We start from the raw sequence: 19,308 nt of genomic DNA, 5'->3' as shown, positions 1-19,308 counted from the left end.
AACGAGCGCCTTTTTTGTTGGTACTACCGATATGGTTTCCGTCAACCTTCATCAAGAGAGGCTTTGCAGCGCATCAGATGAGCTCTGAGAACCGCAGGTTTCAAAGGCTTATGGATCATCTCCATGTCCTTCTCTCTTGCTGAAGCCCGAACCTCAGCAGTCCGATCTGCTGTGATCAGCATTGCAGGGAAATGTACGCCAAACTTCCAGCGCAGGTGCACCACCGCTTCAATGCCGGTCCCCTGGGACAGATGGTAATCTGCAAGAATGATATCTGGCTGTGTCTTGCTGGCAAAAATCACCTTGGCCGCTTCTTGGGCATTAGCAGCCGTCAGCACATTACATTTCCATGTGCGCAGTAAGGACTCCATACCCTCCAGAATCTGTGGTTCATTATCAATCGCTAGCACATTGAGCCCCGCCAACTGACTGACAATGGCCCGTGGTTGAGATTGCTTTTCCGCAACAGGCACGCTCATCGCTTCTTTAATGGCAACAGAGAACCGCGAACCTTTTCCATCCTGAGATCTAAGAGCAACATTGAGGGCCAGTACTTTGCTGATGCGCTCGACGATAGAAAGCCCGAGCCCAAGGCCAGAGGCAATTCGTGCGCCATCATCAAGACGGCGGAACTCCTTGAAGATCAGTTCCTGCTGCTTTTCTGGAACACCGATCCCGCTATCATACACTTCGATGTTGGCCATGTTGTTCTTCGTGCGACGCACGCCCACAACCACGCCGCCCTTGGTGGTGTACTTCAATCCGTTCGAAATCAGGTTCTGCAACAACCGGCGCAGTAACCGTCGATCAGAACGCACGCAAACATCCGTCCCGCGAATTTTAAGCTTCAAGCCCTTTTCCTTGGCGATCGGCGTAAATTCCACGCGCAGCGGATTAAGAACGTCATCAAGGCGGAAAGTCGTTATCTCCGGCTTGAACGTACGCGTGTCGAGGCGGGAAATATCAAGAACGGCGCCGATGATCTCCTCAACCGACTCCAAAGATGCTTCAATATTGCTCACAAGCTTGCGGTCCTCCGGATCTCCATCCAGAAAACGGTCGGTGAGGGTGGAAGAGTACAGCCGCGCCGCATTCAAAGGCTGCAAGATGTCATGGCTTGCAGAGGCAAGGAAGCGGGTTTTGTCCTGATAGGCTAGTTCCGCAGTCTTTTTTGCCGCCTCCAGCTGCTCATTCACTTTTGTCAGTTCTTCAGTGCGGTCGCGAACACGCTGCTCCAGCGTCTCGTTGGCACGCGCCAGAGCCTCTTCAGCAAAGACGCGTTCTGTAATGTCCGTGTAGCTCGTCACCAGCCCGCCATAAGGCATCGGACTGGTGCGTACTTCGAGCACCGTTCCAGTGCTGGTCAGATGCTCCTGATAAGTGTCCTGCCGGTTGATGAAGTTGTGCATGCGCAGGCCCACGATTTCATCGACGTCCCCATCCCCGAAATCGCCTGCCTCTGCAATATGGCGCATCATCTCCTCAAGGGAGGTGCCGACCTGTCCGTATCTTGCAGGCAGCATCAGCATCTCGCGGAACTGCCGGTTCCAGCAGATCAGCCGCAGATCCTTATCGTAAACCGAAATACCCTGCCGTACCTGATCCAGCGCGATTTGCAATAGATCTCGGTTATACTGAATAGCTTCTGTGGCATCATCCAGCAGCTTGATGGCTTCCTGTGTGCCTGGATCCCTCCGCTTGAGCAGCAGGGAAAGCACCAGACGAGCCGACGCCGAGCCAATCGCACTGGCAAGTAGCTGCTCGGAAAATCTCAGGATAACAGCATCTGCTTCTTCGCTGCTGTCGATCGTGATGCGGTGTTCCGCAGCATAAGTATCAAAAGAACGCTGGGTCCGTTCCTCTCCCACGTACCGCGAGATGGTTGCTTGCAAATCACCAACGGTCACGGTCGTGCGCAGTTTACGAAGGGCAGGGGCCTGCGCGATGCCTGTTGGCACAAAGGTGTTGGCCTGAATGCGCTCAATGGCCGTCGGCTGGCGTATCAGGGAAAAGACGATGAAGAACAGCAAGCCTGACAGAAGGCTCCAGAGTACCCCGTGCACGAACGGGTCCAGATTAAGGTACAGCAGAGCTTCGGGTTTCAGCGCCTCGATACCAAACGGGCCTTGGTTCAAAATGTTGGTGCCAAAGATGTTCTCTCGCGCAAATACCGGCAGCAGCAGCGTATAGAACCAGATCCCAAACCCGGCAATCATGCTGGCAATTGCGCCCCGTGCCGTCGCCCGGCGCCAGACAAGCCCGCCGATAAAAGCTGGCGCAAATTGGGCAATCGCAGCAAACGACAATAAGCCGATGCTGGAAAGAGCTGCGCTGTCGCCTGTCACACGGTAGTAGATATAGCTCCCCAAGATAACGAGAAAGATCGACATGCGCCGGATACCCAGAACCAACTGGCTCATATCCTGACCAGAGGTCGAGATAAGCTCGTCTTCGCTACGTCGGCGCAAGATGATTGGCATCACCAGATCATTGGAGACCATGATGGCCAGCGCAACCGTGGTGACGATCACCATGGCTGTTGCAGCCGAAAGGCCGCCGATGAACACGAGTAGCGCTAGCCAGTCTGCCTCATACGCACGAGGCAACGCCAATACGAACATATCCGGATCAACTGTGTTGCCCAAGATGGTCAGACCAGCCAGCGCGATTGGCACCACGAACAGGTTGATGGCCACCAGATAGCTTGGAAACAGCCAGCGCGCCCGCTTCAGCTCCGCCTCACTATTGTACTCCGTCACCGTCACATGGAACTGGCGTGGCAAAAGCACAATCGAAAACATGGAAAGCAGCGTGATGACTGCCCATTTGCTGGCATTAATGTTTGTGAAGAGATCTTGAGAACTGTTGGTGTTCGCAAACGAGGCGTGAAGCAGGTCCCACGGTCCGTCAAACAGCATAAAGGTGACCCAGACGCCAATCGCGAGGAACGCCACGAGCTTGACCACGGCCTCCGTCGCAATCGACAACATCAGGCCTTCCTGATGCTCGGTCGCATCAATATGGCGGGTGCCGAACAACCACGTGAACACGGCCATAAAAATGGCGATCAGCAGGGTTTCATCACCAAAAATCGAGATTTCTGTATCATCAAGAGACAACAGTGGATGCAGCACAATCGTTCCGACCGAAAGGTCCAGTGCCTTCAATTGCAGGGCGATATAGGGGATCATTCCAATGAAAGCGATCAGCGTCACAATCGCGCCCACCATGGGATTTTTCCCGTAGCGTGCAGCAATAAAGTCGGCAATGGATGTAATCTTCTCAGCCTTTGCCAGCTGAATTACCCGTAGGATCAGGGGAGTGCCAAAGGCAAACAGAATGATTGGCCCGAGATAGATGGCAATAAATTCGAAACCATTTCTCGAAGCAGATCCAACCGATCCAAAAAATGTCCATGATGTGCAGTAGACGGAGAGGGAGAGAGCATAGATGAGTGGACGCCCTCTTGTCTTCTTAACGCGGTTTTTGGCAAGTTTGTCACCGTAACTCGCAATAACAAACAAGAGTAGTATGTATGCCAAAGCGACAAGGACTACGATCCAACCTTGAAGCATGCTTCCCCCGCCGGACTGTTAAGTCCGTTACTTCCATTAAATGTTTTTTGTTTCTCGATATTGCACAGTTGACCGAACTTTTGTGAAAGGCAAGAGTTCTCTCCGAGTTATTGCGTCTTTGTAACGGTAGATTTTCCGACCACGATGAAAGGCTAAGTGTTGGGACAACAGCGCAATTCGACAAAAGCGAACCTGCTAGGGGCTTTTGAAAATATCGAGAGTGTATCTCTGGATGGTCCAAGTTGGCTGAAGCGCACCTATGCCTTTTTCTTCTATAGATCTGACCTTGATACCCTCGATAAGCTAAAGCGTTATCTGGGACGAAGTGCGGCTTATCTCACCCACAAGAACGTGCTGGAATACTCGCGCTCGCGCGCTGGCGTGCACTGGAATGCCCTACTTGATGAGGAGGACTTTCTGGAGGCGTTAGAGGCTTCCCGCTGGAGCTCCTTCTCAACCACTGTCGAACTGGTTGGAGAAATGTCGCTGATCGTCCTGCGCCACAAGACCAGAACAGATCCGCAGGATCTTGCAGGCATGATCGGCCAGCTTCTAAAGGAAATCCTGATGGAGCATCAGGAAGCATCCGTCTGTCCTGCGCAGGAATGGAACGCAGCCGCGCAAAACCTGCCAACTAAAATGCGCACAGGTGCTCTGGTGCCAGCCAGAAGCGTTGCCGATCTTGCAGCAGTGCACGTCTCTAAGATCTTTTGTAGCCTCCCAGTCCACAAACGCCTGCGCGGCCACGACGAACTGCTGTTGCTGAACGGACTGCGCCTGAACTTGCTGCAACTGCAGCATGAGTTCACTATTCGTGCAAATTGCAAAGCGCTGTCGGCTCTGGCACGCAACCACCAGATCCGCTCCCCTGATCCGGATTTGTAATACGGAGAATATTATTTCAGCGCACGTCTGCAAGACCAAATGGACCAACCTGAGTCTTGCAAAGTTCCAGCAAAAAGGGGCGCATCGGTGGAAAAGCAGGGGTGAGAGAAAGATATTTCCTGCGACAAATACGCGCCATATACGTGAACATGCCTACTACTTTTGGTTCATGCAATTTAGTCTTATTCTAACTATAGCAAGGGTTTTGCGCTCCAGCCGAAGATCCGTAAAATAATATTCTCCTTAAATTTACCTAAGGGTTCTCTAGGTTTTTAACAATCGAGAGACATGATCCGGCAGTTTGTTCTTTAAAATTTTGAGCAGCGCCCAAGTTACGAATACACGCATAGATTTCATGAACGCAGTTCTGTCGTCTAATATATCAATAAGTTTGAGAGACTTACTGCTAAATCCGTCGCAGGTCAGGTGATTGACCTAGCTGAGGCCATGGGATAGCTGATTAGTCAAAATACCCATCTAGATACCCGTTTTGATAAACCTATGGGTGCGCAAACAACAACCGGGAAGTGACTATGGTCTCCACTTCATGCTTGCACAGTGTTCTGGATACTGCCGTTAATGGCATCATTGTGATTGATGATAACGGAACGGTCCTGATTTTTAACCGTGCTTGCGAGAACCTGTTTGGCTACAAGAGCGCTGAGGTGGTTGGCAAGAATGTCACAATGCTGATGCCGCCCGCCATTGCCGAAAAGCATGCCGAGTACATCAGGAACTACCTGAGAACTGGCATTGCAAAAGTCGTCGGCATCGGTCGGGAAGTGGTCGGCCGCCATAGAGATGGCACTGAAATTCCGATTGAGCTGTCCGTGGGCGAAGCGCAAACAGAAAGCGGCCACCAGTTCACTGGCGTCCTGAAGGATCTTCGGGCGACCAAAGAATATGAAGAGCGCCTGCGCGTGCTTCAGTCTAATCTGGTGACCATGACCAGAGTGAATGCGCTTGACGAAATGGGCGCAGCGATTGCCCACGAAGTTAACCAGCCACTCACCGCCCTCATGCTCTACCTGCAAACGGCTGCTCGGCGCGCCCGATCAGCCGGTGACCCAGATGATATGATGATCAATCTGATGGACAAAGCAGTTGCAGAAGCTGAGCGGGCCGGCCAGATCATTCAGCGCATGCGCAACTTTGTTGAGCGCCAGGCACCGCAATGCATCGGCACCGGGCTGGCAGAGCTTATTGACGATTGTCTGGAGCTGGTCCGCGTAGGCCATGAAGCAGACGACGTTGAGTTCCATTCTACTTTCGTGGACTACGATTACCAGCTGGAGTTGGACTCCGTCCAGATACAACAAATTCTTGTCAATTTGATCCGAAATGCGGGAGAAGCTGTAAAGGATCAGCCTGTTAAGCAAGTAGTTGTGTCTGTAGAACGCGACGATAGCAATGTGTTCATAAAGGTTACTGACACCGGGCCAGGGCTGAGCGAGGAAGCAGTGTCGCACCTTTTCAAGGCCTTTACTGGGACAAAGCGGCGCGGTTTGGGTATTGGACTTGCGATTTCACGTAGTATAGCTCAAAACCATGGTGGCGATTTACTTGTAGAACCGTATGAAGAAGGCAAAGGTGCAACCTTCACTTTGCGGCTGCCGGTAAAACAAGAAACAAAGAGCTGAGCTGAAGCTCCTTTGTTTGCAAAAACAAGAATAAGGACCTGAGCAATCATGACAATGCCGTCTGTGATCCATATTGTTGACGATGACCCAGCGGTTCGCGACGCACTTTCTCTGCTGTTTGAAACAGAAGGGTTTCGCGTAAAATCCTTTGCGAATGCTGAAGAGTTTCTTGGTGGGGTAGAAGAAGAAACGCCAAACTGTGTTCTTCTCGACGTTCATATGCCAGGGCGGTCAGGTATTGATATCCTCAAAAGCCTGAACGGAGAGAATTTCCCCGCTCCAATCTTTATCATCTCCGGTCAGGGCGATATCCCTATGGCTGTTGAGGCGATCAAGTCTGGTGCCTACGATTTCATCGAAAAGCCGTTTGACGTTGAATCCATAATCGCGCGCGTTCGGGAAGCTGTTTCCAGAACAACGCAGGCGAACAATGGAAATGCGATGGTTTTCCCGGGCTCAGAAACACTGACCCCTCGCGAGCGTCAGGTTCTGACCGAAATCACTGCAGGCTCCTCCAACAAGGAAGCTGGCAGAAATCTTAAGATTTCTCCACGCACCGTTGAAGTTCACCGTGCTCGCATCATGGAAAAACTCGGTGCACGCAATGCGGCAGATCTCGTCCGCATCGTCCTGACAGGTGAACCTCCTGCTGCTTAAACCCATGTGAATTCATAGGGAATGACTCGCTAGACTTTCGGCCAATCTTGTCATTCACGCGTGTTACTACGCATTACAAGACCCCAGCGCTTGTTTAAGGTGGCTGGTGAGGCAAAGTGCTGCACCTTCGCATTTTGTCTCATTAGCTACGAGAACAACGTTGGGGTTTGTTGTGATCTATATCGTCGAAGATGATGTGTCTGTGCGTGACGCGATTTCCAGAATGTTTGAGAGTCTGGATCTGTATTGCACTGCGTTTGCAGATGGAGAATCGTTTCTCTCCCATGCGTCACCACGTGTAGATGACATTGTTTTTGTTGACCTGCACCTGCCTGGCCTCGCCGGATCTGACCTGATTGAGAAGATGGCCGCTCTGGATGAGGCGCCACAAATTGTCGCAATCAGCGGACAGCCACTTTGGAAGATTGAGCGCGATCTACCAAAAATAAGTCCAACACCAGTCGTTCGTAAGCCATTGAAAGAGCAAGATTTATTAGCGTACGTGTAAACTTGACCTAACGCAAAAATCCGATTGTTCCAAATCAAATTGCTGAATTATGAAGCAGCTCTGTAAGTTTTGATGCGTATTTTGACGTTGCAATCCAGTCATTAAATCTGCATCAACAAGTCAGGCAAGTAATGACGGATGCTTGCCATGGCAAAACGGCATTTAGAGAATAGCCAAATAGTTCTCGCCACTTGCCCATCTACGGTATTTGCGGAGGGGTCCGCGAGGAGGGATTATGGTATCGGCCACATTGACAAAGCATAGCGACCTTGATGGGCAGGCACCATTTAAAGGTTGTCAAGAAAACTTCAAACAGCCGGAAGGGCTGGTAGGAAAGAACCCAGGTCGTAAGCAGCGCTTGTCTGCACACGACGTGCTTTTCTATGAAGGGGACAAGGCAGAGCGCCTCTATGAAGTCGTGCGTGGCGTGATGATGCTCTACAAGCTGCTTCCCGATGGGCGCCGTCAGGTTGTCTATATCCTGCGTGAAGGCGATATGCTTGGGTTCTCCAATCGCGATTTCTTCGACTGCACCGCTGAGGCGCTAACTGAAGTTGAGTTGCAGGTGTTTGAGGGTCGTGAGATTTCCACCTCTCCAATGATGCAGCACTATGTGAACCGTTGCCTGCTCTCGCAGATGGAAAACCTCCACGAACATACAGTCCTTCTGGGCCGGAAATCCGCTCTTGAGCGCGTTTCTACCTTCCTCATGGGCTTGGTGCCAAACCGGGGTGGACACGGCTGCGAAGGCCCGCTTGAAGAAGGTCAGCCAGACACTAGAACCGTTGAACTTTCCATGACCCGCCAGGAAATCGCTGACTATCTTGGCCTGACCATTGAAACTGTAAGCCGCGTTATCTCTCAGCTGAAACGCCGCGGTCTCATTAAGGTAGAAAAGCAGGACAGCATCCACATCTCCAATATCTGCGGCATCTGCCAGCTCACCGGAATGCATTAAGCTAGGTTGAATGCAGAGGTGCCTGTAAAGGGCATCTTCGATCCTTCAACGAGTAAGACAGGCGCTGAGATTTCGGCGCCTTTTTTGTTGGCAACACAAAAGAAAAGCGGCCCGCAAAGGCCGCTTCTTTCATCAACTATCGAACTCGGATCAGACCGCCACAGAGTGCCGTGCTTGCTGAGTTGCAAGGTAAGTATCAAATGCAGCAGCAACAACGCGTACATAGCGACGCCCCGCATCTGTGACCGTAACCACAGTACCTTCAAGCGTCGCAATGCCGTCCGCAATCATCTCTTGCATATCAGCTGCAATACTGTTGAACTCACTGACCGGCAGCCCATGCTTTGCGGCGGTTTGCGCATAATCCACCTGATAGTAGGTCATCAGCTGCATGATGATTTCAGAGCGGCACAGGTCCACTTTATCGACCGCAATACCCTTCTTGATCGGCAGAACATCATCAACCACCATACGCTCCCATTCACGAGCTGAAGGGGTTGTCTGGACATAGCCCTGCGGAAGGAACCCGATGGAGCTGCACCCGAAACCGATAAGCGTATCAGCGGTGTCTGTTGTGTAGCCTTGGAAGTTTCGCCGCAAACGACCTTCTTTCAGTGCAATCGCCATTTCGTCTGTCGGTAGCGCAAAATGGTCAAGACCGATCACTTCATACCCGGCTTCAACAAGCGCATCGCGAGAGACATCGGAAAGGCGGATGCGCTCGTTTGTGCCCGGCAGGTTTTCCTCTTTGATGAGCTGCTGGTGCTTCTTGAACCATGGCACATGCGCATACCCAAACAGAGCAACGCGGCCCGGGGCAAGTTCCTTGGTGTATTCCACGGTCTCACGGATCGTCTGTTCTGACTGCCCCGGCAAACCGTACATCAGATCAAAATTGATATCGTTCAGCCCCACATTGCGAAGCGCAGTTACTGCTTTCTTCACTGTCTTAAAGGGCTGAATACGACCGATCTGTTTTTGAACATCCTCATCAAAGTCCTGAACGCCCAGACTTGTCCGTGTGATGCCAGCCATCTTCAGCGTTTCCGCTAGATAGTCACCAACAGTTCTTGGATCAAGCTCAATGGCGTGCTCAATGTCCTCAGCGAAAACAAAGTTGGCTTTCAGTTTCTCGACGATCTTCAGGAAGGCTTCACGAGGAACAAGGCTCGGCGTCCCGCCACCCCAATGGATGTGGTGAACCAAGCGGCCTGTTCCAAGGCGCTTCAGCACAAGGTCGATTTCTTTGAGCATCAGCTCCACATACGCAAGCACCGGCGCAATCTTGCGGGTCGCCTTGGTGTTACATCCACAATAGTGGCACATTTCCTGACAGAACGGCACATGCAGATAAAGCGAGAGCGGAGTGTCGCGAGGAAGTCCCTCCAGCCACTCTCCATAGAGAGAAGGCGTTACTGCATCACTGAAATGAGGAGCAGTTGGATAGGAGGTATAACGAGGTACGTTCAAAGACGCATATTTTTGCTCAAGATGGGTCATGGCGCTACCATACGCAATTGAACCAATCGAACTTTGATCCCTGTCAACATCATGGAATTTTTCAAAAACCTAAGCCTATTCAAGTAATTCGATCCGTTTGCCTTCATGTCTGAGTGTACCGACAAAATTATATATTGATTGGTTCTATCAAGATTGATCATATATATACGAGCCTGTACCTCTTTCTGGGTAATGAACGAGATGAGGTAAGGCTGTGCGCGGAAAAGATATTCTGACTTTACTTGGAATTTTGGCAGTTGGCGGGGCAGGGGCCGTCACGTTTGAGGCGCTGTCGTTGCCCGCGGGTTTCCTTGCAGGGCCGATGGTTGCGGTCGTGCTCGCCAAATCTCTCTCGCTCCCATTATTAGCGGACCAGAGCTTCGAATTCCCCAAGCAGCTGGTTTCCATAAACTACATCCTGATCGGGGCAGTCATGGGCTCAGCAGTCTCGCCGGATTTCTGGCAAGGCGCCGCCTTATGGCCGCTCTCCATGCTGGCACTGGTTGCGGTTGTTGGCGGTATTACCTCGGCAGTCTATTTCTATGCTTATAAGAGATGTCGCTGGAGCCGCGATGAAGCGTTCTTTGCGGGCCTGCCCGGTGCCTTGGGCATAACCGCTGCGCTTGCGCAGGAGCGCGGGGCACCAATGGACCGCATTATGGTTGTCCAGCTTGTCCGCCTCTTCCTGCTAATTGCCGTGCTCCCCTTTATCATCACAAACGTCGTTGATGTTGGGGACACGGTTGTACCGGCAGCGGGGTATGCGATGCCTGTCATGGGAGCAGTTGAACTCGTAGCTGCGCTTCTCATCTGTGCGGTGTTTGGATACGCGGCGCAGAAACTAAAGGCACCAGCAGGAATGCTCACCGGTGCGTTCTTTGCCAGCGCTGCGCTCAACTCAACCGGCTTGCTGGAGTTTGCACTACCGCTCTGGCTCGCCACACCCTGCTACATACTGATGGGCACCAATGTTGGCCTTTATATCGGAAAGATGGAGCGCAGCACGCTTAAGCCCATGCTAGGCACATCGCTTGTGGTATTTGCCATAAGCCTGTCAGTCGCATTGATCGGTGCGCTCATGACCTCGTGGGCACTGGATGTTTCCTTCGAAAAAGTGTTTCTCGCCTTTGCGCCCGGAGGTATGGAGGCAATGCTCCTCATCTCCATTCTGCTTGATATTGATCCGGTCTTCGTTGCAACACATCAGCTCGCCCGTTTCATGGGATTGCTCGCCTTCATGCCGGTTGTAACCAAATATATTCTTGGTCCGGTATCCCTGCAAAAGCCAACTGGAGCGAAGAGGCAAACGGACCTGCAGTGAGTGTGTTGCGGGGGACACTTTGTGCGCTGCATCATAGCAATTAGAACTCACCCCCCGTTTTCATGATTCCATATGGACAACCCCCAAGGTTTTCCCAGCAAACGTGCCTGTTTCTCCAGTACCCGCCAAACCTGTGTTGGCCTGCGCCAAAACAACGCATCCGAGTATAAAATCCTGTAATATATGAGGAAACTCCAAAATTAGGGGATCTAGTTACGAATTAGAGTAATTTTATTTTTTTTGTTCGAGTTTTTTTTGACATGCATCAAGGGCGGGGGTATTTGCCACCCATAGAACTACGGTCAGGTAGTCCTATTTGGACGAACTTGTTTACTTTATATGGGGCGAACATCATGGGTGAGCGGAAAGTCAGATATCTGTCGCTCGAAGAAGGAGGATTTTCCCTTCTTCTTCTGGCGGCGGCGATTTTCTGTCTGGTCATTGCAGGGAAAACCTGGGATCAGGTCTTGGCATTTCATACCGCATTGATTGCACTAGCATCATTGACCGGTATTTTCTTTATTTTTCGCAGATACTTCGACGGAAACAACACACCTGCACCGCTGGAAATTAACGGCAAGCCTAACTACAATATGGGCCCTGTTAAGTTCACAACGTGGGCAGCAGTTTTCTGGGGTATCGCGGGCTTCCTGGTAGGCGTGATCATCGCATCTCAGCTGGCATTCCCAGCTTTGAACTTTGACCTGCCATGGATCAACTTCGGGCGTCTTCGTCCGCTGCATACATCTGCAGTGATTTTTGCGTTTGGCGGTAACGTGCTGATCGCATCATCATTCTACGTTGTGCAGCGCACCTGTCAGGCCCGGTTGCCTGGTACAATTGCCCCATGGTTCGTAGTCCTCGGCTACAACCTCTTCATCGTTGTTGCAGGTACAGGTTACCTCCTCGGTGTGACTCAGGGTAAAGAATACGCTGAGCCAGAGTGGTACGCAGACTGGCTGCTGACTGTTGTTTGGGTTGCCTACCTGCTGACGTTCCTGGGCTCCATTTGGCGTCGGAAAGAGTCACATATCTATGTGGCAAACTGGTTCTACCTTGCGTTCATCGTAACAATTGCAGTGCTGCACCTGTTCAACAACGCATCCGTGCCAGTAAGCATCTACTCCTCCAAGTCCTATATTGTATGGTCTGGTGTGCAGGATGCGATGGTACAGTGGTGGTATGGTCACAACGCAGTGGGCTTCTTCCTGACCGCTGGCTTCCTGGCGATCATGTACTACTTCATTCCAAAGCGTGCTGAGCGTCCGGTATATTCATACCGCCTGTCAATCGTTCACTTCTGGGCACTGATCTTCATCTACATCTGGGCTGGTCCTCACCATTTGCACTACACCTCACTGCCACAGTGGGCGTCTACTCTTGGTATGACCTTCTCCATCATCCTCTGGATGCCGTCCTGGGGTGGTATGATCAACGGTCTGATGACCCTGTCCGGCGCTTGGGACAAGCTGCGTACTGACCCTGTTCTGCGTATGATGGTTGTTTCCGTTGCATTCTACGGCATGGCGACCTTCGAAGGTCCGCTCATGTCCATCCGCGCTGTAAACGGCCTGTCACACTACACTGACTGGACCATTGGTCACGTGCACGCTGGTGCGCTTGGTTGGGTTGGTTACATCTCCTTTGGTGCGCTCTACTGTCTGGTTCCATGGCTCTACAACAAGAAGTCTCTGTACTCCTTGCGCCTTGTTAACTGGCACTTCTGGATTTCTACTCTGGGTATCGTGTTCTACATCTGTGCAATGTGGGTCTCCGGTATCATGCAGGGCTTGATGTGGCGTGCATACGACAGCCTCGGCTTCCTCGAGTACTCCTTCATCGAAACAGTTGATGCGATGTATCCGTTCTACGTCATGCGTGCATTCGGTGGTCTTCTCTTCCTTGCAGGTGCAATCATCATGGCTTACAACCTCGTGATGACAGTTCGTGTAGGTGAAGAAGTCGAAAGCGAAGCTGCAGGTCAGCCTGCATTGGCGCCAGCGGAATAATCGGGAGAGCACGAATGTCTGCTTGGAAAAAACACCAAATCTTCGAGAAAAACTCGCTGATCCTGATTGTTGGCATCGTCATCATGATCTCAATCGGCGGTCTCGTTGAAATCGTTCCTCTTTACTACCTGAAGAGCACGATCGAAAAAACCGAGGGTATGCGCCCTTACACCCCGCTTGAGCTTGCTGGTCGTAACATCTATGTGCGCGAAGGCTGTTATGCCTGTCACTCACAGCAGATCCGTCCAATGCGTGACGAACTGGAGCGTTATGGCAACTACTCACTGGCCGCGGAGTCCATGTACGATCGCCCATTCCAGTGGGGCTCAAAGCGTACCGGTCCTGACCTCGCTCGCGTAGGCGGTAAGTACTCTGATGAGTGGCAGCGTGATCACCTGATCGATCCACGCTCTGTGTCTCCGACCTCCGTGATGCCTGGCTATCCGTTCCTGATGGATGCCAAGATCTCTCCAATCGAGATCGAGAATCACCTGAAGGTGAACGCACTCTACGGTGTTCCTTACACCGAAGAGCAGATCAAATACGCAAAAGCGGATCTCATGGCTCAGGCTCAGCCTGACAGTGATGCAGCAGAGGGGTTCGCAGAGCGTTATCCTGACGTTCTCATCCGCGACTTTGATGGCAATGCCAAAGAAGTCACCGAGATGGATGCACTTGTTGCTTATCTTCAGATGCTTGGCACGCTCGTAGACTTTAGCCTCTACGACGAAAAAGCCAACTTGCGCTAAGGAGGGGATGATGGACGCTACTTACACAGCTCTCGCAAACTTCGCGCAAACCGGCGGTCTGCTCTATTTCATGGCTATTTTTGCAGGCGTAGTTCTTTACGCCTGCTGGCCAAGCAATGGGGAGCGCTTTAACGAAGCTTCACAGATCCCGCTTCGGGAGGACGATTAATGGCTGAGCATAAGAAGGAAATTGACCAGGTAACGGGTGTCGAAACCACTGGTCATGAATGGGACGGCCTGAAAGAACTCAATCACCCGCTCCCTAAGTGGTGGCTCTACATGTTTTACGGTTCCATCGTATGGGCCGTGATCTACTGGATCCTTATGCCAAGCTGGCCACTGGTCAACGGCTATACCAAGGGTCTTCTGGATTACAGCCAGCGTGCGGTCGTAACCGAAGAGTTTAATGCTGCAGCAGCCGAACGTGCGGAAACCGGCAAGATGCTTCTTGAAGCCTCTCTTGACGAAATCCAGAACACGCCAGAACTGCTCGAGTACGCAATGGCTCAGGGTAAGGTGGCATTTGGTGACAACTGCGCAGCTTGTCATGGTGTTGGTGCGACTGGCTTTGAAGGCTATCCAAACCTTCAGGACGACAGCTGGATCTGGGGCGGCGATCTGGAAACTCTGGCGACCACCATCGCTTACGGTGTTCGTGCAGATAATGACGAGACCCGCTATGCAGAAATGCCTGCGTTTGGCCGTGATGAACTTCTGGAAAAAGAACAGATCGTTCAGGTTGCAAACTACGTTGGCTCTCTGGCAGGTATTCCGACACAGGACGGCGTAGATCTTGAAGCTGGTAAAGTGGTCTATGAAGAGAACTGTGCAGCCTGTCACATGGATAATGGTAAGGGCGACATGGAAATGGGCGCACCAAACCTGACTGCACCAAACTATCTCTATGACAGATCAATCAAGGGTATCGAGGCTCAGATAAACACACCACGTCATGGTGTAATGCCTGCATGGATCGACCGTCTGGGTGAAACCACAGTGAAATCACTGGCTGTGTACGTTCACTCCCGTGGCGGCGGACAATAATATCTCTGAGTTTTCTATCAGATGACAACATAAGCGAGGACGCGCAAGTGCCCTCGCTTCACTTGCACAAAGCGCATCGCCAACTAAGGAAGACATTATGTCTAGCCAAGTTGATCCCATCGATAAAGAAGAGGATGAATCCTGGTTTGCGTCAGCGGCAAAAATTTACCCGATGGAGGTAAAAGGCCGTTTCCGTAAGATCAAATGGGCCATTCTTTTTATTACCCTTGGAATTTATTACTTTACTCCCTTCATTCGCTGGGACAGGGGACCTCTGCTCCCTGACCAGGCTGTCCTCATCGATTTCGAGAGGAAAAGAGGCTACTTCTTCTTCTTGGAGATTTGGCCGCAGGAAGTTTACTACCTCGCCGGATTGCTCATTATTGCATCCGTAGCCCTGTTTTTGATGAACGCGATCGCAGGTCGTCTCTGGTGCGGTTATCTTTGCCCGCAGACGGTCTGGACTGATCTGTTCTTCCGCGTTGAAAGCATGATTGAAGGCGATCGCCGCAAGCGGATCGCACTGGACAAGCAGCCATGGAATGCTGAAAAGATTCTCAAAAAGGGAACCAAGCATTTCCTCTGGTTGATGATTGCCTGGTGGACCGGCGGTGCGTGGGTGCTTTACTTCGCAGACGCGCCAACCCTTGTTTACGATCTTGCCACCGGTCAAGCTGCATTGTCTGCGTACGTCTGGATCGGCATTCTGACCTTCACCACCTATTCGCTGGCTGGTCACATGCGTGAGCAGGTCTGCGTATACATGTGCCCGTGGCCACGTATTCAGGCAGCGCTCACCGATGAGCACGCTCTCAACGTGACCTACCGCTTTGACCGCGGCGAGCCACGTGCACACCTTAAGGAGAGTAAAAAGCTTTCCGCAGATGGGCTTCCGGCAGGCGATTGTATCGACTGTAATCAGTGTGTGTATGCTTGCCCGACCGGCGTAGACATTCGAAAGGGTGCACAGCTGGATTGTATTCAGTGCGGCTTGTGTATTGATGCCTGTGATACAGTCATGACCAAGGTCGGTCGGCCAACTGGTCTGATTGCGTACGACACCGACATGAACATCGAGCGCCGTGAAAAAGGGGAGACCCCGGTCTATCGCCTGATCCGCCCGCGTACTGTCATCTACACCGTGATCATTGCTTTGATTGCAGGTGTGATGCTCTATGCACAGCTCAACCGTTCCATGACCAGCTTCTCTGTGGTTCACGACCGCAACCCGCTTTACGTTCAGCAAAGTGATGGTTCCTTCAGAAACGGTTATTCGCTCCGTCTTCTGAACAAGCATAACAACGAGCAGTCCTTCACACTCAGTGTTGAGGATATGCCAGCAGGAACCACTCTTGAAGTTGTAGGCGTTCACAAAGATGCTGCCAATGTTGCAAAGGACACTCAGCTGAACCTGACGGTCGAGGCTGACACCACACGCTCTGTGCGTGCACTCGTGTTCTCTCCGGCAGGCGTTGATCTACCAGGATCAAAACCGATGAGCTTTAAGCTGATCGACCATCAAACTGGTGAGACCACAGTTGTCCATGACTTCTTCCGGACACCCGGCAACTGACGTCATGTGAGGTAAAATACCTTTTGAAACTTCGTGATGAGGGGTACGCCCCTTATCACCCTATAGATCATAATGGCGAAGCTCACCCCCATCCTTTGAGCCGCCAAAAAGGAGCTAAGATATGACAATGGCTGTAGACCAAAAGTCTCCGCGCAAACCTCGGCAGATCACTGGCCGAATGGTTCTGTTCAGCCTCTTAGGGTTCTTCGGCGTCGTTGCCGCTGTGAATGCTGTTATGATCTATGTTGCACTCGACACCTTCCCGGGACTGGAAGTGGACAGCTCCTACAAGGTAAGCCAGCGCTACAATAAAGAAATTGCAAAAGCAAAAGCGCAGGCTGCACTCAACTGGAGCGTTGACGCAGCGATTGAGCGCAATGGCGATGGTTCTGCACACATCCGCGTTGTTGCAACTGACAAAACCGGAGCGCCAATTACCGGCGAAATGGTCTCAGTGAAACTGCACCGCCCTACAATCACCACAGCTGATCAGGATATTCTTCTGTCTGAGCGCACCGCTGGTGAATACGTGGCCAACACCACGGATGTTGGCGCAGGGAACTGGAACGTGGTGGTCGAAATCTCCGAGCGGAGCGATGAGGAATTTCCGATCTTCCGCTCCAAGAATAAGATTTTCTTTGCTGAGTAAGGCGGTATGAGCATGTCTACGCCTGAAAGGGACTGGGCTGCATTCGTAACAGATACCGATGACGGCAGGGCCCACATGGACCTTGCTGTGGACGGTATTACCTGTGCAGCATGTATGTATGAAATTGAGCGTGGCCTCCAGAAACTGGAGGGCGTCGAAAAAGCACGCGTGAACCTGTCATCTCATCGTCTCTCTGTGGATTGGGATCAGAAAAAAACCAATCCGTCTCCTATTGTCGACCTGCTGCAAAAGCTTGGCTACAAGGCCTATCCTTTTGATCCGGCTCAAGTAAAGTCACGGGGTGATGTAGCGGGGAAGGAGATCCTGCGCGCGCTGGCCGTTTCCGGATTCGCAGCTATGAATATCATGCTGCTATCTATCTCCGTCTGGTCCGGCAACGCGTCGGATATCGATAATGAGACACGTGCGTTCTTCCATTGGATCTCGGCCCTGATCGCCCTGCCGACTGTCGCTTATTCTGGACGTATCTTCTTCCGAAGCGCCTACATGGCAGTCAAGACCAAGCGCCTGAATATGGATGTGCCGATTACGATCGGTGTACTTCTGGCAACCGGTTTGTCGCTATGGCAAACCATTCAGGAGGCAAAACATGCTTACTTCGACAGCGCGGTCATGTTGCTGTTCTTCCTGTTGGTTGGACGTTACTTCGATCACCTCATGCGCAGGAAGACGCGCGCATTTGCCGAGAACCTCGCAACCCTGAAAGCAGAGAGTGCTGCTAAGATACTGGAAGACGGCACTACACTCGACGTGCCTCTCTCCAAGCTGACTGTGGGCGACCGCGTCTTGGTTAGGGCAGGGGAACGTATCTCTGTGGATGGCAGGATTGCAGCTGGCTCCTCCGAAGTGGATCAGAGCTTGGTAACTGGCGAAACTCTACTGCAGTTTGTTGCAAAAGGGGATCTTGTCTACGCTGGCACCATGAATGCCGATGGAGTGCTCGAGATTGAGGTCACAGCTGCTGCTAAAGGCACCTTGCTGGATGAGGTGAACCGGCTTTTAGAAACGGCTATGGAAGGCCGGTCCCGGTACGTCCATATCGCTGACCGTGCTTCACAGCTCTACGCTCCTGTTGTTCATGCAGCAGCGTTGCTTACGCTCGTCGGCTGGATCATGCTCGGTATGGCATGGCAACCTGCGCTGGTTATCGCAATCTCCGTTCTCATCATCACTTGCCCTTGCGCTCTGGGGCTTGCCATTCCTGCCGTGCAGGTAGTCGCCAGTGGTCTGTTCTTTAACGAACGCGTGCTGCTTAACGCAGGTGATGCCATCGAACGTCTGGCAGGCGTCGATACCATCGTCTTTGATAAGACCGGCACGCTGACGCTGCCTGAGGCCTCTCTTTCCAAAGATCATGGGTTGTCTCCCGAGCAGCTCGATCTGGCTGGTCGCCTGGCCTTGTCGTCCTCCCACCCCTTGTCTCAGGCGATTGCCAGAGCAACAGGGGCCCAGCAAATTCTGCCAGACGCAAAAGAGGTCACTGGCAAGGGTGTTGAAGCCATTGTCGATGGCACACAGGTAAAACTCGGATCTCCAGCCTTCTGCGGTGTCGCTGATGCAAAGCTGGTGCAAGCAAGAGACCGGCAACCAGACGCCTCCTTCGTTGCGTTCCAGCTAGGTGAGGCAGATGCACATTTGCTTCCGGTTGGTCAGTTCATGAGGGAAGGGGCGACGGAAACCATCCAAAAGCTCAAGGACGCAGGGTTCTCCATTGAGATTTTGAGCGGCGACCATGCAGGTGCGGTCAAGCACGCAGCAGATGTTTTGGGCGTGGATTGCTGGAAAGCAGGTCTGAAGCCGCAAGATAAAATCAATCGAATTGAAGAGTTGAAGGCGCAGGGTAAGAATGTGCTGATGGTCGGGGATGGTCTCAATGATGCCCCGTCGCTTGCAGCTGCAAACGTTTCAATCTCGCCGGTTTCCGCCGTTCATGTCAGTCAGGCAGCGGCAGATGCAGTCTTTTTGGGAGATAGCCTCGCCCCTGTGATGAGTGCACTCACAATCTCGCAAAAAGCACGCGGCTTGATGAACCAGAACCTGGCTCTCTCGGTAATCTACAATCTGATTGCAGTGCCGTTCGCGGTGCTTGGTTTTGTCACACCTCTCGTTGCAGCCTTGGCTATGTCGGGTTCTTCCATTATCGTGACGCTCAATGCGGTGCGGCTGAGAATGATTGCAGGAACAACGACCCAGCCCGATCAGGAGGCCTGAACAAAACT

15 protein-coding genes are annotated in these 19,308 nt (G+C 52.0%); 13 read left to right on the top strand and 2 right to left on the bottom strand.

The window, feature by feature from the left end:
- Window positions 1-41: 41 nt before the first annotated feature.
- On the bottom strand, window positions 42-3,575 hold the full coding sequence (locus tag IE076_RS02935) for a PAS domain-containing hybrid sensor histidine kinase/response regulator (protein WP_209008779.1): 3,534 nt from the start codon (window positions 3,573-3,575) through the stop codon (window positions 42-44).
- A 156-nt stretch (window positions 3,576-3,731) separates the two neighbouring features.
- Between IE076_RS02935 and IE076_RS02930 the strand changes: the two genes are divergently transcribed.
- The 5 genes from IE076_RS02930 to IE076_RS02910 all read left to right on the top strand — a co-directional run bounded on the left by IE076_RS02930 (window position 3,732) and on the right by IE076_RS02910 (window position 8,223).
- Window positions 3,732-4,460 carry a hypothetical protein gene (locus tag IE076_RS02930; RefSeq protein WP_209008778.1) on the top strand — a complete coding sequence of 243 codons (729 nt, stop codon included), beginning with the start codon at window positions 3,732-3,734 and terminating at the stop codon, window positions 4,458-4,460.
- 533 nt (window positions 4,461-4,993) lie between these two features.
- The gene (locus tag IE076_RS02925) at window positions 4,994-6,100 is read left to right on the top strand and encodes a two-component system sensor histidine kinase NtrB (protein ID WP_189435194.1); all 1,107 of its coding nucleotides are present in this window, start codon (window positions 4,994-4,996) and stop codon (window positions 6,098-6,100) included.
- A 48-nt stretch (window positions 6,101-6,148) separates the two neighbouring features.
- A complete protein-coding gene (locus IE076_RS02920) occupies window positions 6,149-6,757 on the top strand; it encodes a response regulator transcription factor (RefSeq protein ID WP_209008777.1) in 609 nt (202 codons plus the stop codon).
- Between the two features lie 172 nt (window positions 6,758-6,929).
- The gene (locus tag IE076_RS02915) at window positions 6,930-7,265 is read left to right on the top strand and encodes a response regulator (protein WP_189435192.1); all 336 of its coding nucleotides are present in this window, start codon (window positions 6,930-6,932) and stop codon (window positions 7,263-7,265) included.
- Window positions 7,266-7,500: 235 nt separating this feature from the next.
- The gene (locus tag IE076_RS02910; protein WP_189435191.1) at window positions 7,501-8,223 is read left to right on the top strand and encodes a Crp/Fnr family transcriptional regulator; all 723 of its coding nucleotides are present in this window, start codon (window positions 7,501-7,503) and stop codon (window positions 8,221-8,223) included.
- Between the two features lie 150 nt (window positions 8,224-8,373).
- Here IE076_RS02910 and hemN read toward each other — a convergent pair whose 3' ends face one another.
- Complete coding sequence (gene hemN, locus IE076_RS02905; RefSeq protein WP_189435189.1) at window positions 8,374-9,723, bottom strand: oxygen-independent coproporphyrinogen III oxidase; 1,350 nt, start codon at window positions 9,721-9,723, stop codon at window positions 8,374-8,376.
- A 214-nt stretch (window positions 9,724-9,937) separates the two neighbouring features.
- Here hemN and IE076_RS02900 point away from each other — a divergent pair, with 214 nt between their 5' ends.
- The 8 genes from IE076_RS02900 to IE076_RS02865 all read left to right on the top strand — a co-directional run bounded on the left by IE076_RS02900 (window position 9,938) and on the right by IE076_RS02865 (window position 19,300).
- Window positions 9,938-11,044 carry an AbrB family transcriptional regulator gene (locus IE076_RS02900; RefSeq protein WP_189435187.1) on the top strand — a complete coding sequence of 369 codons (1,107 nt, stop codon included), beginning with the start codon at window positions 9,938-9,940 and terminating at the stop codon, window positions 11,042-11,044.
- A gap of 353 nt (window positions 11,045-11,397) precedes the next feature.
- On the top strand, window positions 11,398-13,053 hold the full coding sequence (gene ccoN / locus IE076_RS02895; protein WP_189435185.1) for a cytochrome-c oxidase, cbb3-type subunit I: 1,656 nt from the start codon (window positions 11,398-11,400) through the stop codon (window positions 13,051-13,053).
- Between the two features lie 14 nt (window positions 13,054-13,067).
- On the top strand, window positions 13,068-13,802 hold the full coding sequence (gene ccoO, locus IE076_RS02890) for a cytochrome-c oxidase, cbb3-type subunit II (protein WP_189435183.1): 735 nt from the start codon (window positions 13,068-13,070) through the stop codon (window positions 13,800-13,802).
- A 10-nt stretch (window positions 13,803-13,812) separates the two neighbouring features.
- The gene (locus tag IE076_RS02885; protein ID WP_189435181.1) at window positions 13,813-13,971 is read left to right on the top strand and encodes a cbb3-type cytochrome c oxidase subunit 3; all 159 of its coding nucleotides are present in this window, start codon (window positions 13,813-13,815) and stop codon (window positions 13,969-13,971) included.
- A complete protein-coding gene (gene ccoP / locus IE076_RS02880) occupies window positions 13,971-14,846 on the top strand; it encodes a cytochrome-c oxidase, cbb3-type subunit III (protein WP_189435179.1) in 876 nt (291 codons plus the stop codon). The genes IE076_RS02885 and ccoP overlap by 1 nt, the downstream gene beginning before the upstream one ends.
- Window positions 14,847-15,018: 172 nt before the next feature.
- Window positions 15,019-16,419 carry a cytochrome c oxidase accessory protein CcoG gene (gene ccoG / locus IE076_RS02875; protein ID WP_189435598.1) on the top strand — a complete coding sequence of 467 codons (1,401 nt, stop codon included), beginning with the start codon at window positions 15,019-15,021 and terminating at the stop codon, window positions 16,417-16,419.
- 121 nt (window positions 16,420-16,540) lie between these two features.
- On the top strand, window positions 16,541-17,068 hold the full coding sequence (locus IE076_RS02870) for a FixH family protein (protein WP_189435177.1): 528 nt from the start codon (window positions 16,541-16,543) through the stop codon (window positions 17,066-17,068).
- A gap of 12 nt (window positions 17,069-17,080) precedes the next feature.
- The gene (locus IE076_RS02865; RefSeq protein WP_189435175.1) at window positions 17,081-19,300 is read left to right on the top strand and encodes a cation-translocating P-type ATPase; all 2,220 of its coding nucleotides are present in this window, start codon (window positions 17,081-17,083) and stop codon (window positions 19,298-19,300) included.
- The last annotated feature ends 8 nt before the right edge of the window (window positions 19,301-19,308 follow it).

This window comes from Pseudovibrio japonicus (genome assembly GCF_014651595.1).
Lineage (GTDB): Bacteria > Pseudomonadota > Alphaproteobacteria > Rhizobiales > Stappiaceae > Pseudovibrio > Pseudovibrio japonicus.
The sequence above is the reverse complement of the archived record's forward strand: the minus strand, read 5'-3'. Positions and strand labels throughout refer to the sequence as shown.